The organism is Streptomyces sp. NPDC033177 (assembly GCF_055577715.1).
In genome coordinates this window covers 1,141,721-1,158,741 of the sequence record NZ_JBVIPS010000002.1, presented here as the reverse complement: position 1 = coordinate 1,158,741, position 17,021 = coordinate 1,141,721, and the positions used below count along the sequence as shown (strand labels likewise).

Below are 17,021 nucleotides of genomic sequence, written 5' to 3'. Positions count from 1 at the left end.
AACGCCCGGTTACATTCCGAACCCGGAAGCTAAGCCTCACAGCGCCGATGGTACTGCAGGGGGGACCCTGTGGGAGAGTAGGACGCCGCCGAACTATTATTAACGGGAAACCCCCGCACCCTCTGGGTGCGGGGGTTTTCTGCGTTCAGAAACAATTGACCCACTCAGAGGCGGCCGGCTGCCTTGAGGGACAGATATGCATCTGCCAGTGCGGGGGCCAGGTCCGTGGGGGTCGCGTCCACGACTGTTACGCCGTGGCGCGTCAGTTGTTCTGCTGTGCGGTGGCGTTCCGCGTGGGCCTGGGCGGCGGCTGCGGCGTCGTACACGGCATCTGTCGTTCCCCGGGCCTTGGACATCTGCTCTATGTGAGGGTCCGCGACCGACGCCACGACGACGGTGTGGCGTTGGGTGAGGCGGGAGAGGACGGGGAGCAGGCCCTCTTCGATGGGGGCTGCGTCCAGGCTGGTCAGCAGGACTATGAGCGAGCTTCGGGTCGCGGTGCGGAGCATTGTTGAGGTCAGGCCTCTGGCGTCCGTCTCGACGAGTTCGGGTTCGAGTGTGGCCAGGGCGTTGACGACCGAGGGGAGTACGTCACCTGCGGCTTTGCCCTGGACCAGGGCGCGTACCCGGCGGTCGTACGCGAGGAGGTCCACTCTGTCTCCCGCTCGGGAAGCCAGGGCGGCGAGGAGCAGGGCCGCGTCCATGGAGGCGTCGAGGCGCGGGGCGTCGCCGACTCGGCCCGCTGAGGTGCGGCCGGTGTCGAGGACCAGCAGGATGTGGCGGTCGCGTTCGGGGCGCCAGGTGCGGATGGCGACGTTGGACTGGCGGGCGGTGGCGCGCCAGTCGATGGAGCGGGTGTCGTCGCCGGGGACGTAGTCGCGGAGGCTGTCGAATTCCGTGCCCTGGCCGCGGGTCAGCACGCTGGTGCGGCCGTCGAGTTCGCGGAGGCGGGCGAGCTTGGACGGGAGGTGCTTCCGGCTGGTGAAGGGGGGCAGGACCCGGAGTGTCCACGGGACCTTGTGGCTGCCCTGGCGGGTGAGGAGGCCAAGGGGGCCGTACGAGCGGATGGTGACGCGGGCGGCCTGGTGGTCGCCTCGGCGGGTGGGGCGCAGGCGGGTGGTGAGGCGGCGGCGTTCGCCGGGAGGGATCGTCAGCCGGCTGCGGGAGGCCTCGACTTCGGTGCCGGGGTGCCAGCTGCTGGGCGGCCAGGCGTCGCGGAGTTGGGCGCGCAGGGGGCGGCCGGAGGGGTTGGTGACGGTGAGCTCGACGTCGGCGGATTCTCCGAGGCGTACGGAGGTGTCGCCTGCGCGGGTCAGGCCGAGGCGGCGTACGGGGGCGGCAAGGGCGAAGTCGCAGGCGCAGGCCAGGGCCAGTGGGGCGTTCACGGCGAGGATGCCTGTCCAGCTGGGTTCCCAGATGCCTACGGGGAGGCTGCCGAGGGCCGCCAGGAGTGCTGTGCGGCCGGTGAGGGCCATCAGCGGGGGACCGGGACGTGGGAGAGGATCGCGTTGATCACGGAGTCGGCCGTGACGCCCTCCATCTCGGCCTCCGGGCGGAGTTGGACACGGTGGCGGAGCGTGGGGAGGGCGAGGGCCTTCACGTCGTCGGGGATGACGTAGTCGCGGCCCGTGAGCCAGGCCCAGGCGCGGGCCGTGGAGAGGAGCGCGGTCGCGCCGCGGGGGGACGCGCCCAGGGTGAGGGACGGGGACTCACGGGTGGCGCGGCAGATGTCCACCACGTACGCGGTGATCTCGGGGGAGATGGACGTCTTGGCGACGGCTGCGCGGGCTGCTTCCAGGTCTGCCGGGCCCGCGGCGGGGCGGATGCCGGCGGCCTTGAGGTCTCGGGGGTTGAAGCCTTCCGCGTGGCGGGTGAGGACGTTGATCTCGTCCTGGCGGGAGGGGAGGGGGACGGTGAGCTTGAGGAGGAAACGGTCCAGCTGGGCTTCGGGGAGGGGGTACGTGCCTTCGTACTCGACCGGGTTCTGGGTGGCTGCGACGAGGAAGGGCTCGGGGAGGGGGCGGGGGGTGCCGTCCACGGTGACCTGGCGTTCCTCCATCGCTTCGAGGAGGGAGGACTGGGTCTTGGGAGGGGTGCGGTTGATCTCGTCGGCGAGGAGGAGGTTGGTGAAGACCGGGCCCGGCTGGAAGGAGAACTCGGTGGTGCGGGCGTCGTAGATGAGGGAGCCCGTGACGTCGCTCGGCATCAGGTCCGGGGTGAACTGGACGCGCTTGGTGTCGAGTTCGAGAGATGCGGCGAGGGCGCGGACGAGCAGGGTCTTCGCCACTCCGGGGACGCCTTCGAGGAGGACGTGGCCGCGGCAGAGGAGGGCCACGACGAGGCCCGTCACCGCGGCGTCCTGGCCGACCACGGCCTTGGAGATCTCGGTGCGCAGGGACTCCAGGGAGGAGCGGGCGCTGCCGGAGCTCCCGGCGTTGTCAGTGGTCGGGTCCATCATGAAGTACGTACCTCTCTTTCGAGGGCGTCGAGTTGGTCGGCGAGGGCGATGAGGGCTGCGTCGTCGGCGGGGGGTGGGCCGAAGAGGAGGGGGTGCAGGTCCTGGCCGGGGGTGCGGAGCCTGGCGGACAGAGCGGGGAGCAGGGTCTCGGGCGTGTGCGCCTGGGTGGGGGAGACGCCGATGAGGGGGGCGATGCGGGTGCGGGTGGCCGAGCGGAGGGCGGTGGACGCGCGGTCGCGGGCGTTGGCCTTGCGGTAGAGGCGGGCTCTGCCTTCGACGGTTTCGGAGGCGCGGATGGCCACGGGGAGGCGTTCGGGGACCAGCGGGCCGAGGCGGCGGGCGCGCCACAGGGCGGCGAGTGCGGCGGCGACGGTGAGTTGCAGGGTGCCCCAGAGCCAGCCGTCGGGGATGAGGTCGAAGAAGTCGCGGTCGGCGGTGTCGCCGGTGGCGGCGTCGTCGGAGAGTGAGGGGAGGTACCAGACCAAGTGGGGCCGGGAGCCGAGGAGTTGCAGGGCCAGTGAGGCGTTGCCCTGCTCGTCGACGCGGTCGTTGAAGAGGATGTCGGGGGCGCCGAGCACGACGGTGTCGCCGGGCCCCTCGGCGGCCGGGAGCCGCAGCAGGCTGGGGAGGCCGTCGCTGAGGTAGCAGGCGTCGGCTTCCGGGGCGAGGGTGTCGTAGCGGAGGCCGCCTACGTCGGCGGAGCCCGCGCGTTCGGCGGTGGGGAGGTCGCAGCGGGGGGAGAGCGTCGAGTCGAGGCTGGGGGTGGCGTCCGCGGTGACCCCCGGGGCGAGGGTGCCGACGGAGGGGGTGCCGGGGGCGAGGAGGACGGTGCGGCCTCGGGAGTCCTCGGTGGTCGCGCGGAGGCGGGACTGCTGGCGTTCGGTGAGCCGGTCGGGGGTGGTCACCAGGAGCGTGGTGTCCGGGCCCGCCGCTGATCTGGCCTCTTCGGAGGTCGTGACCACGCGGGTGGATACACCGCGGTCCGCGAGGAGTTCGGCGACGGCGCGGCTGCCGTACGGGTCGGCGGAGCGCGGGTCGAGGCGGCCGTGCTGGGCGCCGGAGCGGACGGCCGCGATGGCGATGGCGGCCGCCAGGAGGAGCACCAAGGCGAGGAGGATGCCGCGGGTCTTGGTCCAGAGCTGGCGGGGGGTGGGGGTTGAGGAGGTGGGGGAGCCGAGGCCGGGTTCAGGGGCGGAGTCGGTCCCGGGAGCGGGCGGCGGCGTGGAGGGGGCGGTGGCCGTGGCGGCGCGGGCGGTGGCGGCCGCTTCGGTGCCGGTGCTGGTTTCGCTTCCGCCGGCGCGGGTGCCGTTCTTGCCCGCATCCCTGTGCGGTCTGCCGGCGGTCTCGGGGGGCGGCGGCTCCTGGGGGGCCGTCACCGAGGGGCTCCCAGGGGGGTGGTGCTCAGGGTGGTGAGGCGGGTGTAGGTGGGTTCCGTGGCGGTGTGGGGGCCGTGTGTGGTGGTGGCGAAGGGCTGGGTTGCCGTCTGGGGTTTTGCGGCGGGGGCCGGGTGGGGCTGGGGGGCGGTCGACGGGGGGCCCTGGGTGGTGAGGCGGGTGTAGGTGGGTTCCGTGGCGGTGTGGGTGCTGTGTGTGGTGGTGGCGAAGGGCTGGGTTGCCGTCTGGGGTTTTGTGGTGGAGGCCGGGTGGGGCTGGGGGGTGGCCGACGGGGGGCCCTGGGGGGTGAGGCGGGTGTAGGTGGGTTCCGTGGTGGTGTGGGTGCTGTGTGTGGTGGTGGCGAAGGGCTGGGTTGCCGACTGGGGTTTTGTGGTGGGGGCTCGGTGCGCCTGGGGGGCCGTCAACGGGGGGCTCCCTGGAAGGTGTTGGGGAGGGTTGGTTTTGTTTCCGTCAGGGCTTTGTCCAGGGTGGTCAGGCGGGTGTACGTCGGTTCTGTGGCTGTGCGGGAGCCGTAGGTGATGGCGTCGAAGGACTGGGCTGCCGACTGGAGTTCCGTGGCGTGGGTCGGGAGGGGGAGGGAGGCCTCTGCCGCTGCTTCGTCGGCTGTGCGGCCGGGGCGGGGGTCCAGGAGGGCGCGTTCCTCCAGGGAGCGGACGATCGCCCGCATGCGTTCCTGGACGGCTTGGTTCCAGTGGCCCTGGGCGGCGTGTGCCTCGGCGGCGGCGCGGTGCTCCGCGGCGGTGCGCGGGCGGTCGTCGAAGAGGGCGGGGGAGGAGGCGGCGTGGGCGCGGTGCGGGGTGCCCAGGCGCCACCACAGGGCCGCGGCGATGGCCAGTACGGCGAGGGTGATGACGAGGAGGCCGAGGCCGCCGCCCGGGGTGGCCCCCGAGGCGGCGGAGAACAGGTCGTCGACCCACTCCCAGAAACGGTTCAGGGCGCGCTGCAGGAGGCTCGGGTCGTGTCGGTGGTAGGCGGGGTCGGACAGTTCGCGTTCGGCCGCCTCCCGCGCGGGGGCGCGCGGGATCGTCACCGGTGGGTCGTCGTCGCCCGTGCGCAGGACCGCCGTCAGTCCGTGTAGTGCTGCCCCCGTCACCGCATCAGCTCCCGGGGGTTCCGGGGGCGCCGGCGCCGTTGTCGCCCTGGAGGCCCGCCGCGCGTGCCAGTTCGAGGTCGAGGGCCTCCCGGCGGATCCGCTGGTCGACGTAGAGGAGGACCGTGACGCCGGCGGTGATCGGGAACGTGAGCATCGAGCCGATGACCGAGCCGATGCCGCTGACGATCAGGAAGGTCCAGCCGAGGTCGCCGGTGCCGCTGTCGAGGAAGCCGGTGACGCCGTCGCCGCTCAGCGCGCCCGCGATGAGGGTGAAGGGGATGACGATGATCGACGCGACGACGTTGGCGATGATCGCGGCGAGCAGCTGGATGCCGAACACCCGCCACCAGGAGCCGCGGACCAGCTTCGCCGAGCGGGTCATCGACTTCTTCACGCCCTGTTTCTCCAGCATCAGGGCGGGCGAGGCGAGCGAGAAGCGGACGAGCAGCCAGACGGCGACGATCAGGGCGGCGAATCCGCCGAGGACCGCCAGGCTGATGCCCGCGTCCGTCGCACCGGCCACCGCGATCAGTACGCCGGGCACGGAGCCGGCGGCGACGATCGCCATGCCGATGAGCGGGAGCAGCAGTGTCAGGCCGATCAGCCTCGGCAGCTGCGGCTTGGCGTCCTGCCAGGCCTCGGCCGTGGTGACCGACTTACCGAGGACGGCGCGGCTGGTGACCATCGTGAGCAGGGCGGTCGCGACGATCGTACCGAGCAGCGTGATCAGCAGGACCACGCCGGAGCTCAGCAGGGTGTCGCCCAGGGCGCGGGTCAGTTCGCCGACGGTCGCGCTCGGGTCGTCGAGGGCGTCCGTGGAGGCGCTGTCGTTGAGGACGAGCCCCTGCAGCAGGATGACGATGATCTCCGTGAACACGGCCACGGCGAGCGAGATGCCGAGCACCGTGCGCCAGTACGTACGCATCGTGGAGACCGCGCCGTCCAGGATCTCGCCGACGCCGAGGGGCCGCAGCGGGATGACGCCGGGCTTTGCGGCGGGCGGCGGGCCCTGCCACGCGCCCCAGCCGGGGTAGCGGCCGGGTCCACCACCGGGGCCGGGTCCACCGGGTCCGGGGCCGGGACCTCCGGGGTGTCCGCCGCCCCAACCGCCGCCGGGCGGCGGCGGAGGCGGGGTCTGGCCGGGTGCGGGTGGGCTGGGGGCGGACCACTGGGCGGGCGGCGGCTGCTCCTTGGACCACTTCGATGCGGGAGCGTCGGGCTGGTCCGCGGGCTCGGCGGGTCCGGGCTTGCCGGAGTCCTTGCCGTCGTCGGAGGGGGCAGATCCGGGCGAAGCCCAGCCCGGAGTGTCGTTCATCGTCGCTCCTTCACGGTGCCCGTCCGCGGTCGCGGCGGCAGGTTGCCAGCCATCGTGCCACGGCACACCCGTGTGGGGACCGGGCAGCGTATGGGCTGCACACCTTCAATTGTCCGACAGGTACGGGGCAGACTGGGCGGATGGCTGATCAGGACGCGCAATCAGGCGAGGACATCCGGCCGATCCAGACCCCGACGAATCCGGTGAAAGAGGCGAACCCGGCGATCTCCGCGATCCGCTGGGCCGAGCCGCCCGAGGGCCCCGTACTGGTCCTCCTCGACCAGACCAGGCTGCCCGGTGACGAGACCGAGCTGGTGTGCACGGACGCGCCGGCCCTGGTGCAGGCGATCCGCACGCTGGCGGTGCGCGGGGCGCCGCTGCTCGGCATAGCCGGTGCCTACGGCGTCGCGCTGGCCGCCGTACGCGGCTTCGACGTGGACGAGGCGGCGGGCGCGATCGCGGGGGCCAGGCCCACCGCGGTGAACCTCGAGCACGGCGTACGAAGGGCCCTGACGGCATACCGTGCGGCGGTCGCGGGCGGGGACGGTCAGGAGCGGGCGGGGGCCGCGGCCCTCGCGGCGGCGCGGGCACTGCACCGGGAGGACGCCGAGGCCAGCGCGAGGATGGCGGTGCACGGTCTGGCACTGCTCGACGAGATGCTGCCGGGCGGCGGTCACCGGATCCTGACCCACTGCAATACGGGGGCGCTGGTCTCCGGTGGGGAGGGCACGGCGTTCGCGGTGGCCCTTGCCGCGCACCGGAAGGGGCATCTTCGCAGGCTGTGGGTGGACGAGACGCGTCCCTTGCTGCAGGGTTCGAGGCTGACCGCGTATGAGGCGGCGCGGGCCGGAATGGCGTACACCTTGCTTACGGACAATGCGGCGGGGTCGCTGTTCGCGGCGGGTGAGGTGGATGCCGTGCTGATCGGCGCCGACCGCATCGCGGCCGACGGTTCGGTGGCCAACAAGGTGGGGAGCTATCCGCTCGCGGTGCTCGCCCGCTACCACCACGTGCCGTTCATCGTGGTGGCACCGGTCACGACCGTGGACCCGGACACCCCGGACGGAGCGTCCATCGAGGTGGAGCAGCGGGCAAGTCATGAAGTGACGGAGGTCACGGCGCCTCACGGGCCGATGGCCGGTTTTGAAGCGGGAGGCGGGATCGTGGTGGCACCTCTGGGGACCCAGGCGTACAACCCCGCGTTCGACGTGACGCCGCCGGAGCTGGTGACGGCGATCGTCACCGAGGAGGGCGTCGTGTCGCCCGTGACAGCAGGGGGCCTGGGCGAGCTGTGTGCCAGGTCACGCCAGGTATCGATGAGCTAATGGGATGATGTCAGGCATGAAGGGACGAGTCCTTGTCGTCGACGACGACACCGCACTGGCCGAGATGCTCGGGATTGTGCTGCGTGGTGAAGGTTTTGAGCCGTCGTTCGTAGCTGATGGCGACAAGGCGCTGGCCGCTTTCAGGGAGGCAAAGCCGGATCTTGTACTGCTGGATTTGATGTTGCCGGGCCGTGATGGCATCGAGGTGTGCCGCCTGATCAGGGCGGAGTCCGGGGTGCCGATCGTCATGCTCACGGCCAAGAGCGACACGGTGGACGTGGTGGTCGGCCTCGAGTCGGGCGCCGACGACTACATCGTGAAGCCCTTCAAGCCGAAGGAGCTCGTGGCCCGCATCAGGGCGCGGCTGCGGAGGTCCGAGGAGCCCGCGCCGGAGCAGCTGACCATCGGTGACCTGGTCATCGACGTGGCGGGGCACTCCGTGAAGCGGGAGGGCCAGTCGATCGCGCTGACCCCGCTGGAGTTCGACCTGCTGGTCGCGCTGGCCCGCAAGCCGTGGCAGGTGTTCACGCGTGAGGTGCTGCTCGAGCAGGTCTGGGGCTACCGCCACGCGGCCGACACCCGGCTGGTGAACGTGCACGTGCAGCGGCTGCGCTCGAAGGTCGAGAAGGACCCCGAGCGCCCGGAGATCGTGGTGACCGTCCGCGGTGTCGGTTACAAGGCCGGACCGAGCTGACATGTCCCGGGACAGTTCCCCCGCGACACCGCCCGGGGCTCCGGCTCCGGGCGGCCGCTCGGGGCGGACTGGGGGGCGGACGCGGCGCGGCTCGACGTTCGGGCGGCTCCTCGACGGTGGTCTGCTGTTGCAGGACGGGGTACAGGGCAGCCCCGTACTGAGGCTCTTCGTGCGCTGGGTGCGCCGTCCGCTGCTGCCTGCCCTGCGGCTGTGGCGGCGCAACATTCAGTTGAAGGTCGTCGTCACGACGCTGCTGATGTCGCTCGGCGTGGTCCTGATGCTGGGCTTCGCCGTCATGAGCTCGGTGAACAACGGCCTGCTCAAGGCCAAGGTAAAGGCCTCGCAGAGCCAGGCCGACGGTGGTTTCAGGGCGGCTCAGGACGAGGCGAACTCCGCCCGGCCGCGGTCCGGGCAGGACAGCGGCGCCGGCACGCCCGACGGAGGGGCCACGCCGCCCACCGCCGTGTGGATGTCCGACCTGGTGGAGCAGCTCTCCAGCGGCGGCCAGAGCGCGTTCAACGTGGTGACGCTGAGCCCGACGTCCACGGCAGGCGGCGAGAGTGTGCGGGGGCCGCGTGCCTCCGGGGGCGTGGACCCGATCCAGAGTGTGCCCGAGGCGCTGCGCAGCAGCGTCGACGAGGGCACCAGGGCCTATCAGAGCAATACCCGCATCGTCTTCAACGACGGCCGGGACGCGCAGCCCGGCCTCGTCATCGGCAAGCGTCTGAACGACCTGAACGGCGATCCCTACCACCTGTACTACCTCTTCCCGCTGACGCAGGAGGAGGAGTCCCTCGGTGTCGTCAGGACGACGCTGGCCACCGCGGGTCTGTTCGTCGTGGTGCTGCTCGGTGCCATCGCCTGGCTGGTGGTGCGCCAGGTCGTGACGCCGGTACGGATGGCTGCGGGGATCGCCGAGCGGTTGTCCGCCGGGCGCCTTCAGGAACGTATGAAGGTCACCGGTGAGGACGACATCGCGCGGCTCGGTGAGGCGTTCAACAAGATGGCGCAGAACCTCCAGCTGAAGATCCAGCAGCTGGAGGAGCTCTCGCGGATGCAGCGCCGCTTCGTCTCGGACGTCTCGCACGAGCTGCGTACGCCGCTGACGACCGTACGGATGGCGGCCGACGTCATCCACGACGCGCGCGTGGACTTCGATCCGGTGACCGCGAGGTCGGCCGAGCTGCTCGCCGACCAGCTGGACCGGTTCGAGACGCTGCTCGCGGATCTCCTGGAGATCAGCCGGTTCGACGCGGGTGCGGCGGCTCTGGAAGCCGAGCCGATAGACCTGCGTGAGGTCGTACGACGTGTTGTGGGCGGTGCGGAGCCGCTCGCGGAGCGCAAGGGGACGCACATAAGGGTCGTCGGGGACCAGCAGCCCGTGGTCGCCGAGGCCGACGCGCGCCGGGTGGAGCGGGTCCTTCGCAACCTCGTGGTCAACGCCGTGGAGCACGGCGAGGGCCAGGACGTCGTGGTGCGGCTCGCGGTGGCGGGTGGCGCGGTCGCGGTCGCGGTGCGGGACTACGGAGTGGGGCTGAAGCCGGGCGAGGCGACGCGGGTGTTCAGCCGCTTCTGGCGGGCCGACCCGGCACGCGCGCGTACCACCGGGGGTACGGGCCTCGGGCTCTCCATCGCACTCGAAGACGCACGGCTGCACGGCGGCTGGCTGCAGGCGTGGGGCGAGCCGGGCGGCGGTTCGCAGTTCCGTCTGACGCTGCCGCGCACGGCGGACGAACCCCTTCGGGGTTCGCCGATACCGCTGGAGCCCGACGACTCGCGGCGGCACCGAGGCCTGAACGACGCGGGTCTGCCGCTCGGCGGCGCGAACAAGCTCGCCACGGTGCCCGCGCAGCCGACGGTGTCGGAGCGGGTGCCGCCGCCCGTGCCCGCGAGGGCGCCGATGGCGCCGCGGCACGCCCAGACGGCCACGACGGTGGACCCCACCGCGTTGCCGGGCAGCGGAGCGCGGGTGGTGCCGCGCAGGCCGCTGGACGACGGCTCCGGCGAACCGGCGGCGAGTGCCGCGAGGGACGCCGTGCCGGACACCGATCACGCGAGCGAGACGGAAACGGATCCCGCCAGGGAAGGGGAGGCCTCTCGTGGCCGCTGACCACGACCGCCGTGCTCGCCGCCGTCCGTTGCGGGCCGGGCTGCTGTTCGGTTCCTGCGGGGTGCTGCTCGCGGGGTGCGCCTCGATGCCGGACAGCGGGAACCTCAAGGCGGTCGACGCCTCCCAGCGCCCGGACTCGCAGTCGCAGGTCCGGGTCTACGCGATGCCGCCGGCTGACGACGCGGGCCCCCTGGACATCGTCCAGGGCTTTCTCGAGGCGCTGACCAGCGACGACCCTGAGTTCGCGATGGCACGCAAGTACCTGACCAAGGACGCGTCGAAGGGCTGGAACCCCGATGTGCGGACCACGGTGCTGGAGAGCGGGCCGAGGCCGGGAGCGAGCAGTGGCGGGAACGACGGTGACACCGGCCGTTCGTTTCCGCTGATCGGGCGCAAGGTCGCCACCGTGAACGACGAGCACGCCTATCAGCTCGACAACGAGGCGTACGACCAGAGCGTGCACCTCACTCAGCAGGACGGGCCGAACGGCAAGGAGTGGCGCCTTGACCGGGTGCCGCCGGGTGTCGTGCTCGGACAGTCCGACTTCCAGCGCATCTACTGGTCCGTCAACAAGTACTACTTCGCGACGCGTTCGTCCGGTGCGACCGGTGGCGGTCAGGAAGGGCTCGTCCCCGACCCCGTCTACATACGCCAGCGAATAGACCCCGTGACGGAGAGCGTCAAGGCACTGCTCGACGGCCCCACCACCTGGCTCAAGCAGGTCGTGGGCACGCGCTTCCCGACGGGTACGCGGCTCAAGGCGGGCACCAGGACGCTGGCGCCCGACGACCAGGGCAAGCTGACGGTGCCGCTGAACGCGAAGGCCGACTCCACGGGTCAGGAGCGCTGCACGGAGATGGCCGCGCAGCTGCTCTTCACGCTCCAGGACCTGACGTCGTCCGGCGTCCAGGAGGTGGAGCTCCAGCGTCGCAACGGCTCGCAGCTGTGTGTCCTGAGCAAGGAACGCGCCGAGTCCGTCGCCGCGCGCCGCACCGCGGAGCACCCCGACTTCCAGTACCTCATCGACGACAAGCGCCGCCTGGTGCAGATGCCTGCCGGCGCCGGCAGCAAGGCCGTTCCGAAGCCTGTGCGGGGGAAGTTGGGCAGTGGCGAGCAGCCGCTGCGGTCCGCCGCCGTGTCGCGGGACGAGGAGCGGGCGGCCGGGGTGTCGCTCGACGGGCGCTCGCTGTACATGGGGTCGCTGGTCGCGGAGGCCGGGCTCGGCAAGCCGGAGGTGCGCAGCAAGGCGAAGTCCGAGCAGGACGGTCTCTCGACGCCCAGCTGGGACGGCCGGGGTGACCTCTGGGTGGCCGACCGCGACCCGAAGCGGCCGCGTCTGCTCTGGCTGGAGCAGGGTGCGGGAGAGCCGCTGCCGGTCAAGATCGCGAACCTCGAGGGGCGGATCGAGGCGGTGCGGGTGTCGGCCGACGGCGTTCGGATCGCGCTCCTCGTGAAGAAGGACGGCAGGACGAGCCTGCAGATAGGCCGCGTGGAGCGGACGGGCGTCAAGGGCGAGCAGCCGCAGATCTCGGTGGACGGCCTGCGTCAGGCCGCGCCGCAGATGGAGGAGGTCACCGCCATGTCGTGGGCGGGCGGCAGCCGCCTCGTGGTGGTCGGGCGCGAGTCCGGTGGCGTGCAGCAGATGCGGTACGTCCAGAGCGACGGCTCGGTGCCCGCGGGCGCCACGCTGCCCGGCCTCACCGGCGTGAAGGAGATCGCGGCGTCCGAGGACGAGCAGCAGCCGCTGGTGGCGCACTCGGACGACGGGATAGTGCGGCTGCCGACGGGCGCGCAGTGGCAGACGGTGGTGGAGCAGGGGACGGCGCCGGTCTATCCCGGGTGACGGTCTGTCCGGGGTGACGGTTTACCCGGGGTGACGGCGCCGGGGTAACGCCTCTTCGGTGCCGTGGAGTTGTCCACAGGGCGTTGTCCACAGGGGTGGCCAGGGGCGCTCGGGCCTTGGCACAGTGGTGGGCATGCCGGGGTGGTGGCAGGACCTCACCGATCTTGTGCTGCCGGCCGAGTGCGGAGGCTGTGGCAGGCCTCGTGCGGCGCTCTGCGCGCCGTGCCGCGACGCCTTGTGCGGGGCCGCGCCGTGCCGGGTGAGTCCCTGCCCCCGGCCGCGAGGGCTGCCGGTGGTGCATGCGTCGGCTGTTTACGGGGACTCGGTGCGGGCGGTGCTGCTCGCGCACAAGGAGCGGGGTGCTCTGGGGCTCGCGGGGCCGTTGGGCGCGGGGCTCGCCGGGGCGGTGCGGGCCGGGCTGCGGGCGGGCGTCGGCGTCGGTGCCGGTGCCGGGGCCGGTGGTGCTCACGAGGGTGTCGCCGGTGACGCTCCGGTACTGCTGGTGCCGGTGCCGTCGGCTCGCGGGGCCGTGCGGGCGCGTGGCCATGATCCGGTGCGGCGGATCGCGCTGGCCGCCGCGGGTGAGCTGCGGCGGGGCGGTGTGCGGGCGCGGGTGCTCGGTGTGCTGCGCCAGCGGCGGGCCGTGGCCGATCAGGCGGGGCTCAACTCCCGTCAGCGGCAGGCGAATCTGCGGGGTGCCCTGGAGGTGACCGCGGGTGGCGGGCGGCTGCTCGCCGGTGGACGGGTCGTGATCGTGGACGACCTCATGACCACGGGCGCGACTTTGGCCGAAGCGGCGCGCGCAATACGTGACGTAGACACGGAAAGTAAAGAGGCGGCCGCAGTGGTGACAGCCCGTGAAAATACCGGTGAGAACAGGATCATCGCGGCTGTTGTTGCCTCCTCACCGGATTCTTTCGGAATAAACCGGAACTGACTGGGAACTTGCATCGTTGCAGGTAGTGAGAGGGTCAATACACCTGAATGGAGGTATGCAGCGGTAGAGGGTGACGACATCCGTCCGGGCGAGATATGTTCGGTTGTGAGGAATGGCGGACGCCGCCCCTCACATATCGGAATGCCGGTCGCCGGGTTTTTCGCAATCACCCGGGCCGGTCGGGGTGGAGATCTTGTTCGCGGGGGAGGAGGAGGTGGAAGTCACCGAGTCCGAGGCTCCGGGAGTCACCGGGGCCTGGTGCAAAAGGGAGATGCTCCGCCGCCGAAGCGGAGCGATCCGGGAACGGAGTTCTGCGTGGACATCGTCGTCAAGGGCCGCAAGACCGAGGTGCCCGAGCGGTTCCGCAAGCACGTGGCCGAGAAGCTGAACCTGGAGAAGATCCAGAAGCTCGACGGCAAGGTGATCAGCCTCGATGTCGAGGTGTCCAAGGAAGCCAACCCGCGTCAGGCCGACCGTTCCGACCGCGTCGAGATCACGCTCCGGGGACGCGGACCAGTGATCCGCGCGGAGGCCTCGGCGACCGATCCGTACGCGGCGCTCGACCTGGCCACCGCCAAGCTCGACGCAAGGCTGCGCAAGCAGCACGAGAAGCGCCACAACCGGCGCGGCACCGGCAGGCTCTCCGCCGCCGAAGTCGCCGAGCGGGTGCCGGACGCTGCCACACTCAACGGAGACGGCTCCCTCGTGCGCGAGGAAGAGCCGGACGGCGTGCCCGTCAAGAGGATCGGCTCGCTGGAGATCCAGGGCGAAGGCCCGCTCGTGGTCCGCGAGAAGAGCCACGTGGCCGCTCCGATGACGCTCGACCAGGCGCTCTACGAGATGGAACTCGTGGGGCACGACTTCTACTTGTTCGTCGACTCGGAGTCGAAGGAACCGAGCGTCGTGTACCGGCGCCACGCCTATGACTACGGCGTGATCCGCCTCAACAGTGACCCCATGGTCGCGCGGCCGGAGTCCGGCGGCGGTGGCGGTGCGCTCGGCGGCTGACCCCGGTCGGCCGAGGGTTTGCTGATGCCCCTGGAGCGCGTGTGCGCCCCCAGGGGCATCAGCATGCGACCCCTGCGGGCACCGCGCGACCGCCCGGGCATGAAATCATGGGCGGAGCCGGCCAACCGGTGCGCTGCTGCCTCCCGTTGGCGGCAGCCGACGCACAACGGGCCATGGCCTTCAGGGGGAGGAACGATGGCGGACAGCTTCGGACCGATGCGGGATGCCGATGACGACGACGGCATCGGCATCGGCACGGATGCGGGCGCACCGCGCAAGGAGCCCATCAGGGTCCTTGTGGTGGATGACCACGCGCTCTTCCGCCGGGGCCTGGAGATCGTCCTCGCGGCCGAGGAGGACATCCAGGTGGTCGGGGAGGCGGGCGACGGCGCCGAGGCGGTGGACAAGGCCGCGGACCTGCTGCCGGACATCGTGCTGATGGACGTACGCATGCCCAAGCGCGGCGGCATCGAGGCGTGCACCTCCATCAAGGAGGTCGCGCCGAGCGCGAAGATCATCATGCTGACGATCAGCGACGAGGAAGCCGACCTCTACGAAGCGATCAAGGCGGGCGCCACCGGCTATCTCCTCAAGGAGATCTCCACGGACGAAGTGGCCACGGCGATCCGCGCGGTGGCCGACGGGCAGTCGCAGATCAGCCCGTCCATGGCGTCGAAACTGCTCACCGAGTTCAAGTCGATGATCCAGCGCACCGACGAGCGCAGGCTGGTGCCCGCGCCGCGGCTGACCGAGCGCGAGCTGGAAGTGCTGAAGCTGGTGGCGACGGGCATGAACAACCGCGACATCGCGAAAGAGTTGTTCATCTCCGAGAACACCGTGAAGAACCACGTCCGCAACATCCTGGAGAAGCTGCAGCTGCACTCCAGGATGGAGGCGGTCGTCTACGCGATGCGGGAGAAGATCCTGGAGATCCGCTGAGGCCCCGCTCAGCCCAGGGCGCGCACGAGTTCTGCGGTCAGCTCGGGAGGGTCCACGCGCTCCACCCGTACGGAATCGCAGTTGACCCACGTCGCCGCTTCGCGCAGTGCCTGGGCCACGGCGGGCACGGACTTGGGGCCGTCCAGCGACACCTGCTTGGCGACCAGCGTGCCGCCCTCGCGGGCGGGGTCCACGCGGCCGACAAGCCGGCCGCCGGCCAGGACCGGCATCGCGAAATAGCCGTGGATCCGCTTGGGCTTGGGGACGTACGCCTCCAGGCGGTGGGTGAAGCCGAAGATCCGTTCCGTACGGGCCCGCTCCCAGATCAGGGAGTCGAAGGGTGACAGGAGCGTCGTGCGGTGGCGGCCGCGCGGAGCCGTCTCCAGGGCCGAGGGGTCGGCCCAGGCGGGCTTGTCCCAGCCCTCCACCGTCACCGGCACCAGGCCCGAGTCCGCGACCACCGAGTCGAACTGCTCGCCCTTGAGACGGTGATAGTCCGCGATGTCCGCGCGCGTGCCGACGCCGAGTGCCTGGCCGGCCAGGCGGACCAGACGGCGCAGGCACTCCCTGTCGTCCAGGTCGTCATGGAGCAGCGTGCCCGGGATCGCGCGCTCCGCGAGGTCGTACACCCGCTTCCAGCTGCGCCGTTCGGTGCAGACCACCTCGCCGTACATCAGGGCCCGCTCCACGGCGACCTTCGCGTCCGACCAGTCCCACCACTCGCCCTTGTTCTTCGCGCCGCCCAACTCCGTCGCGGTGAGGGGGCCTTCGGCGGTGAGCTGCTTGATGACCGTGTCGTACGCACCGGCCGGCAGGTCGTGGTGCCAGTGCGGGCGGGTGCGGTAGGCGCGGCGGCGGAAGGCGAAGTGCGGCCACTCCTCGATGGGCAGGATGCACGCGGCGTGCGACCAGTACTCGAAGGCGTGCGGCCGGGCCGGGCCGGTGCCCGATGCCCCGTCCCAGTACGCCGCCTCGATCCTGTCGCGGCCCACCGCGCCGAGACGGGCGTACGGAATGAGCTCGTGGGAGCGGGCCAGGACCGAGATCGTGTCGAGCTGGACCGCGCCGAGATGCCGCAACACGCCCCGCACACCGGACCTGCGGTCCGGCGCGCCCAGGAATCCCTGGGCGCGCAGCGCGATGCGGCGGGCCTCGTCGGCGGAGAGGTCGATGGCGGGGCGCGGCAGGCTCGTCATGCCGGAAACGATAGGGGGCGGCACTGACAGAGCCGCCTCAGGTGCGGGCGGGCAGGTACGGCTGGAGCGACGCCATGCCGAGGTCGCTCGGGAGCAGCGCGCCCACCCAGCAGTCACGGAGCGTGGTCTTGTTCAGGAGGGCGGCGCGCAGGGTGCCCTCCACGAGGAAACCCGCCTTCTCCGCCACCGCGCGCGAGCCCGTGTTGCCCACCTCGGCGCGCCACTCCAGGCGGTTGCAGCCCAGGTCGGTGAAGGCCCACCTGGCCAGGGCGAGAACGGCCTCCGTCATGAAGCCGCTGCCCCGGTGCTCCTTCGCCGCCCAGAAGCCGACCTCCCAGGCACCCGAGCGCGGGTGGTGGAGGCTGGCGGCGGCGACCAAGGGGCCGCCCTCCCGGGGGCGTACGGCAAAGGTGTACTCCGTGTCGTGGCGCCAGCCGTCCGGCACCATGCGTCCGACGAAGCCCTCCGCGTCCGCGCGGGTGTAGGGCGAGGGGACCGTGGTCCAGCGCTGGATGTCGGCGTCCTGGCAGGCTTCGTACGTCTCGTCCGTGTCGGCGGGCGTGAAGGCGCGCAGGATCAGGCGTTCGGTGGTGAGTGTGACGGGCTCCATCCGGTGATTCTGCGGGGGCCGGGCGCTGTGGGCCAGTGCTTTCGGCCGAGCTTTCACCTGCATTTCGCCGAGCGCTGATCGGCACAACCCGGCACCTTC

Annotated in this window: 14 protein-coding genes and 1 rRNA gene; 8 read left to right on the top strand and 7 right to left on the bottom strand. The window is 71.5% G+C overall.

The window, feature by feature from the left end:
* Nucleotides 1-94 (top strand): 5S ribosomal RNA (rrf, locus tag ACZ5U5_RS11165); the annotation flags it as partial.
* 70 nt (nucleotides 95-164) lie between these two features.
* Here rrf and ACZ5U5_RS11160 read toward each other — a convergent pair.
* The 5 genes from ACZ5U5_RS11160 to ACZ5U5_RS11140 form a co-directional block, all read right to left on the bottom strand.
* On the bottom strand, nucleotides 165-1,475 hold the full coding sequence (locus ACZ5U5_RS11160) for a DUF58 domain-containing protein (protein ID WP_469019287.1): 1,311 nt from the start codon (nucleotides 1,473-1,475) through the stop codon (nucleotides 165-167).
* A complete protein-coding gene (locus ACZ5U5_RS11155; RefSeq protein WP_469019284.1) occupies nucleotides 1,475-2,455 on the bottom strand; it encodes an AAA family ATPase in 981 nt (326 codons plus the stop codon). Before ACZ5U5_RS11155 ends, ACZ5U5_RS11160 begins: the two co-directional genes overlap by 1 nt.
* Nucleotides 2,455-3,834, bottom strand: a complete 1,380-nt coding sequence (locus tag ACZ5U5_RS11150; protein WP_469019281.1) for a DUF4350 domain-containing protein — start codon at nucleotides 3,832-3,834, stop codon at nucleotides 2,455-2,457. The genes ACZ5U5_RS11155 and ACZ5U5_RS11150 overlap by 1 nt, the downstream gene beginning before the upstream one ends.
* Nucleotides 3,835-4,252: 418 nt before the next feature.
* The gene (locus tag ACZ5U5_RS11145; protein ID WP_469019278.1) at nucleotides 4,253-4,945 is read right to left on the bottom strand and encodes a DUF4129 domain-containing protein; all 693 of its coding nucleotides are present in this window, start codon (nucleotides 4,943-4,945) and stop codon (nucleotides 4,253-4,255) included.
* A gap of 4 nt (nucleotides 4,946-4,949) precedes the next feature.
* Nucleotides 4,950-6,260, bottom strand: coding sequence for a DUF7847 domain-containing protein (locus tag ACZ5U5_RS11140; protein ID WP_469019276.1), 1,311 nt, complete (start codon nucleotides 6,258-6,260; stop codon nucleotides 4,950-4,952).
* A gap of 140 nt (nucleotides 6,261-6,400) precedes the next feature.
* Here ACZ5U5_RS11140 and mtnA point away from each other — a divergent pair, with 140 nt between their 5' ends.
* From mtnA to ACZ5U5_RS11105, 7 genes are all read left to right on the top strand, one after another.
* On the top strand, nucleotides 6,401-7,585 hold the full coding sequence (gene mtnA / locus ACZ5U5_RS11135) for an S-methyl-5-thioribose-1-phosphate isomerase (RefSeq protein WP_469019274.1): 1,185 nt from the start codon (nucleotides 6,401-6,403) through the stop codon (nucleotides 7,583-7,585).
* Nucleotides 7,586-7,589: 4 nt separating this feature from the next.
* The gene (gene mtrA / locus ACZ5U5_RS11130; protein ID WP_361836743.1) at nucleotides 7,590-8,279 is read left to right on the top strand and encodes a two-component system response regulator MtrA; all 690 of its coding nucleotides are present in this window, start codon (nucleotides 7,590-7,592) and stop codon (nucleotides 8,277-8,279) included.
* A gap of 1 nt (nucleotide 8,280) precedes the next feature.
* Nucleotides 8,281-10,389 (top strand): MtrAB system histidine kinase MtrB, encoded by a 2,109-nt coding sequence (mtrB, locus tag ACZ5U5_RS11125; RefSeq protein WP_469019271.1) that lies wholly within the window; start codon nucleotides 8,281-8,283, stop codon nucleotides 10,387-10,389.
* Nucleotides 10,379-12,232 (top strand): LpqB family beta-propeller domain-containing protein, encoded by a 1,854-nt coding sequence (locus tag ACZ5U5_RS11120; RefSeq protein ID WP_469019270.1) that lies wholly within the window; start codon nucleotides 10,379-10,381, stop codon nucleotides 12,230-12,232. The genes mtrB and ACZ5U5_RS11120 overlap by 11 nt, the downstream gene beginning before the upstream one ends.
* A gap of 133 nt (nucleotides 12,233-12,365) precedes the next feature.
* On the top strand, nucleotides 12,366-13,169 hold the full coding sequence (locus tag ACZ5U5_RS11115) for a phosphoribosyltransferase family protein (RefSeq protein ID WP_469019267.1): 804 nt from the start codon (nucleotides 12,366-12,368) through the stop codon (nucleotides 13,167-13,169).
* A gap of 315 nt (nucleotides 13,170-13,484) precedes the next feature.
* Nucleotides 13,485-14,177 (top strand): ribosome hibernation-promoting factor, HPF/YfiA family, encoded by a 693-nt coding sequence (hpf, locus tag ACZ5U5_RS11110; RefSeq protein WP_469019265.1) that lies wholly within the window; start codon nucleotides 13,485-13,487, stop codon nucleotides 14,175-14,177.
* 195 nt (nucleotides 14,178-14,372) lie between these two features.
* The gene (locus ACZ5U5_RS11105; protein WP_469019263.1) at nucleotides 14,373-15,116 is read left to right on the top strand and encodes a response regulator; all 744 of its coding nucleotides are present in this window, start codon (nucleotides 14,373-14,375) and stop codon (nucleotides 15,114-15,116) included.
* Between the two features lie 8 nt (nucleotides 15,117-15,124).
* On the opposite strand, the gene ACZ5U5_RS11100 is transcribed toward ACZ5U5_RS11105, so the two are convergent.
* Together ACZ5U5_RS11100 and ACZ5U5_RS11095 are read right to left on the bottom strand one after the other, a co-directional pair.
* A complete protein-coding gene (locus ACZ5U5_RS11100) occupies nucleotides 15,125-16,312 on the bottom strand; it encodes a winged helix-turn-helix domain-containing protein (protein ID WP_469019260.1) in 1,188 nt (395 codons plus the stop codon).
* A gap of 37 nt (nucleotides 16,313-16,349) precedes the next feature.
* Complete coding sequence (locus tag ACZ5U5_RS11095) at nucleotides 16,350-16,922, bottom strand: GNAT family N-acetyltransferase (RefSeq protein WP_469019258.1); 573 nt, start codon at nucleotides 16,920-16,922, stop codon at nucleotides 16,350-16,352.
* Between the last annotated feature and the right edge of the window lie 99 nt (nucleotides 16,923-17,021).

What these genes read in the sequence shown, in the direction of transcription:
- ACZ5U5_RS11160 (WP_469019287.1), bottom strand. Translation starts at nt 1,475, where the DNA reads ATGGCCCTCACCGGCCGCACAGCACTCCTGGCGGCCCTCGGCAGCCTC.
- ACZ5U5_RS11155 (WP_469019284.1), bottom strand. Translation starts at nt 2,455, where the DNA reads ATGGACCCGACCACTGACAACGCCGGGAGCTCCGGCAGCGCCCGCTCC.
- ACZ5U5_RS11140 (WP_469019276.1), bottom strand. Translation starts at nt 6,260, where the DNA reads ATGAACGACACTCCGGGCTGGGCTTCGCCCGGATCTGCCCCCTCCGAC.
- mtnA (WP_469019274.1), top strand. Translation starts at nt 6,401, where the DNA reads ATGGCTGATCAGGACGCGCAATCAGGCGAGGACATCCGGCCGATCCAG.
- mtrA (WP_361836743.1), top strand. Translation starts at nt 7,590, where the DNA reads ATGATGTCAGGCATGAAGGGACGAGTCCTTGTCGTCGACGACGACACC.
- mtrB (WP_469019271.1), top strand. Translation starts at nt 8,281, where the DNA reads ATGTCCCGGGACAGTTCCCCCGCGACACCGCCCGGGGCTCCGGCTCCG.
- ACZ5U5_RS11115 (WP_469019267.1), top strand. Translation starts at nt 12,366, where the DNA reads ATGCCGGGGTGGTGGCAGGACCTCACCGATCTTGTGCTGCCGGCCGAG.
- ACZ5U5_RS11105 (WP_469019263.1), top strand. Translation starts at nt 14,373, where the DNA reads ATGGCGGACAGCTTCGGACCGATGCGGGATGCCGATGACGACGACGGC.
- ACZ5U5_RS11100 (WP_469019260.1), bottom strand. Translation starts at nt 16,312, where the DNA reads ATGACGAGCCTGCCGCGCCCCGCCATCGACCTCTCCGCCGACGAGGCC.
- ACZ5U5_RS11095 (WP_469019258.1), bottom strand. Translation starts at nt 16,922, where the DNA reads ATGGAGCCCGTCACACTCACCACCGAACGCCTGATCCTGCGCGCCTTC.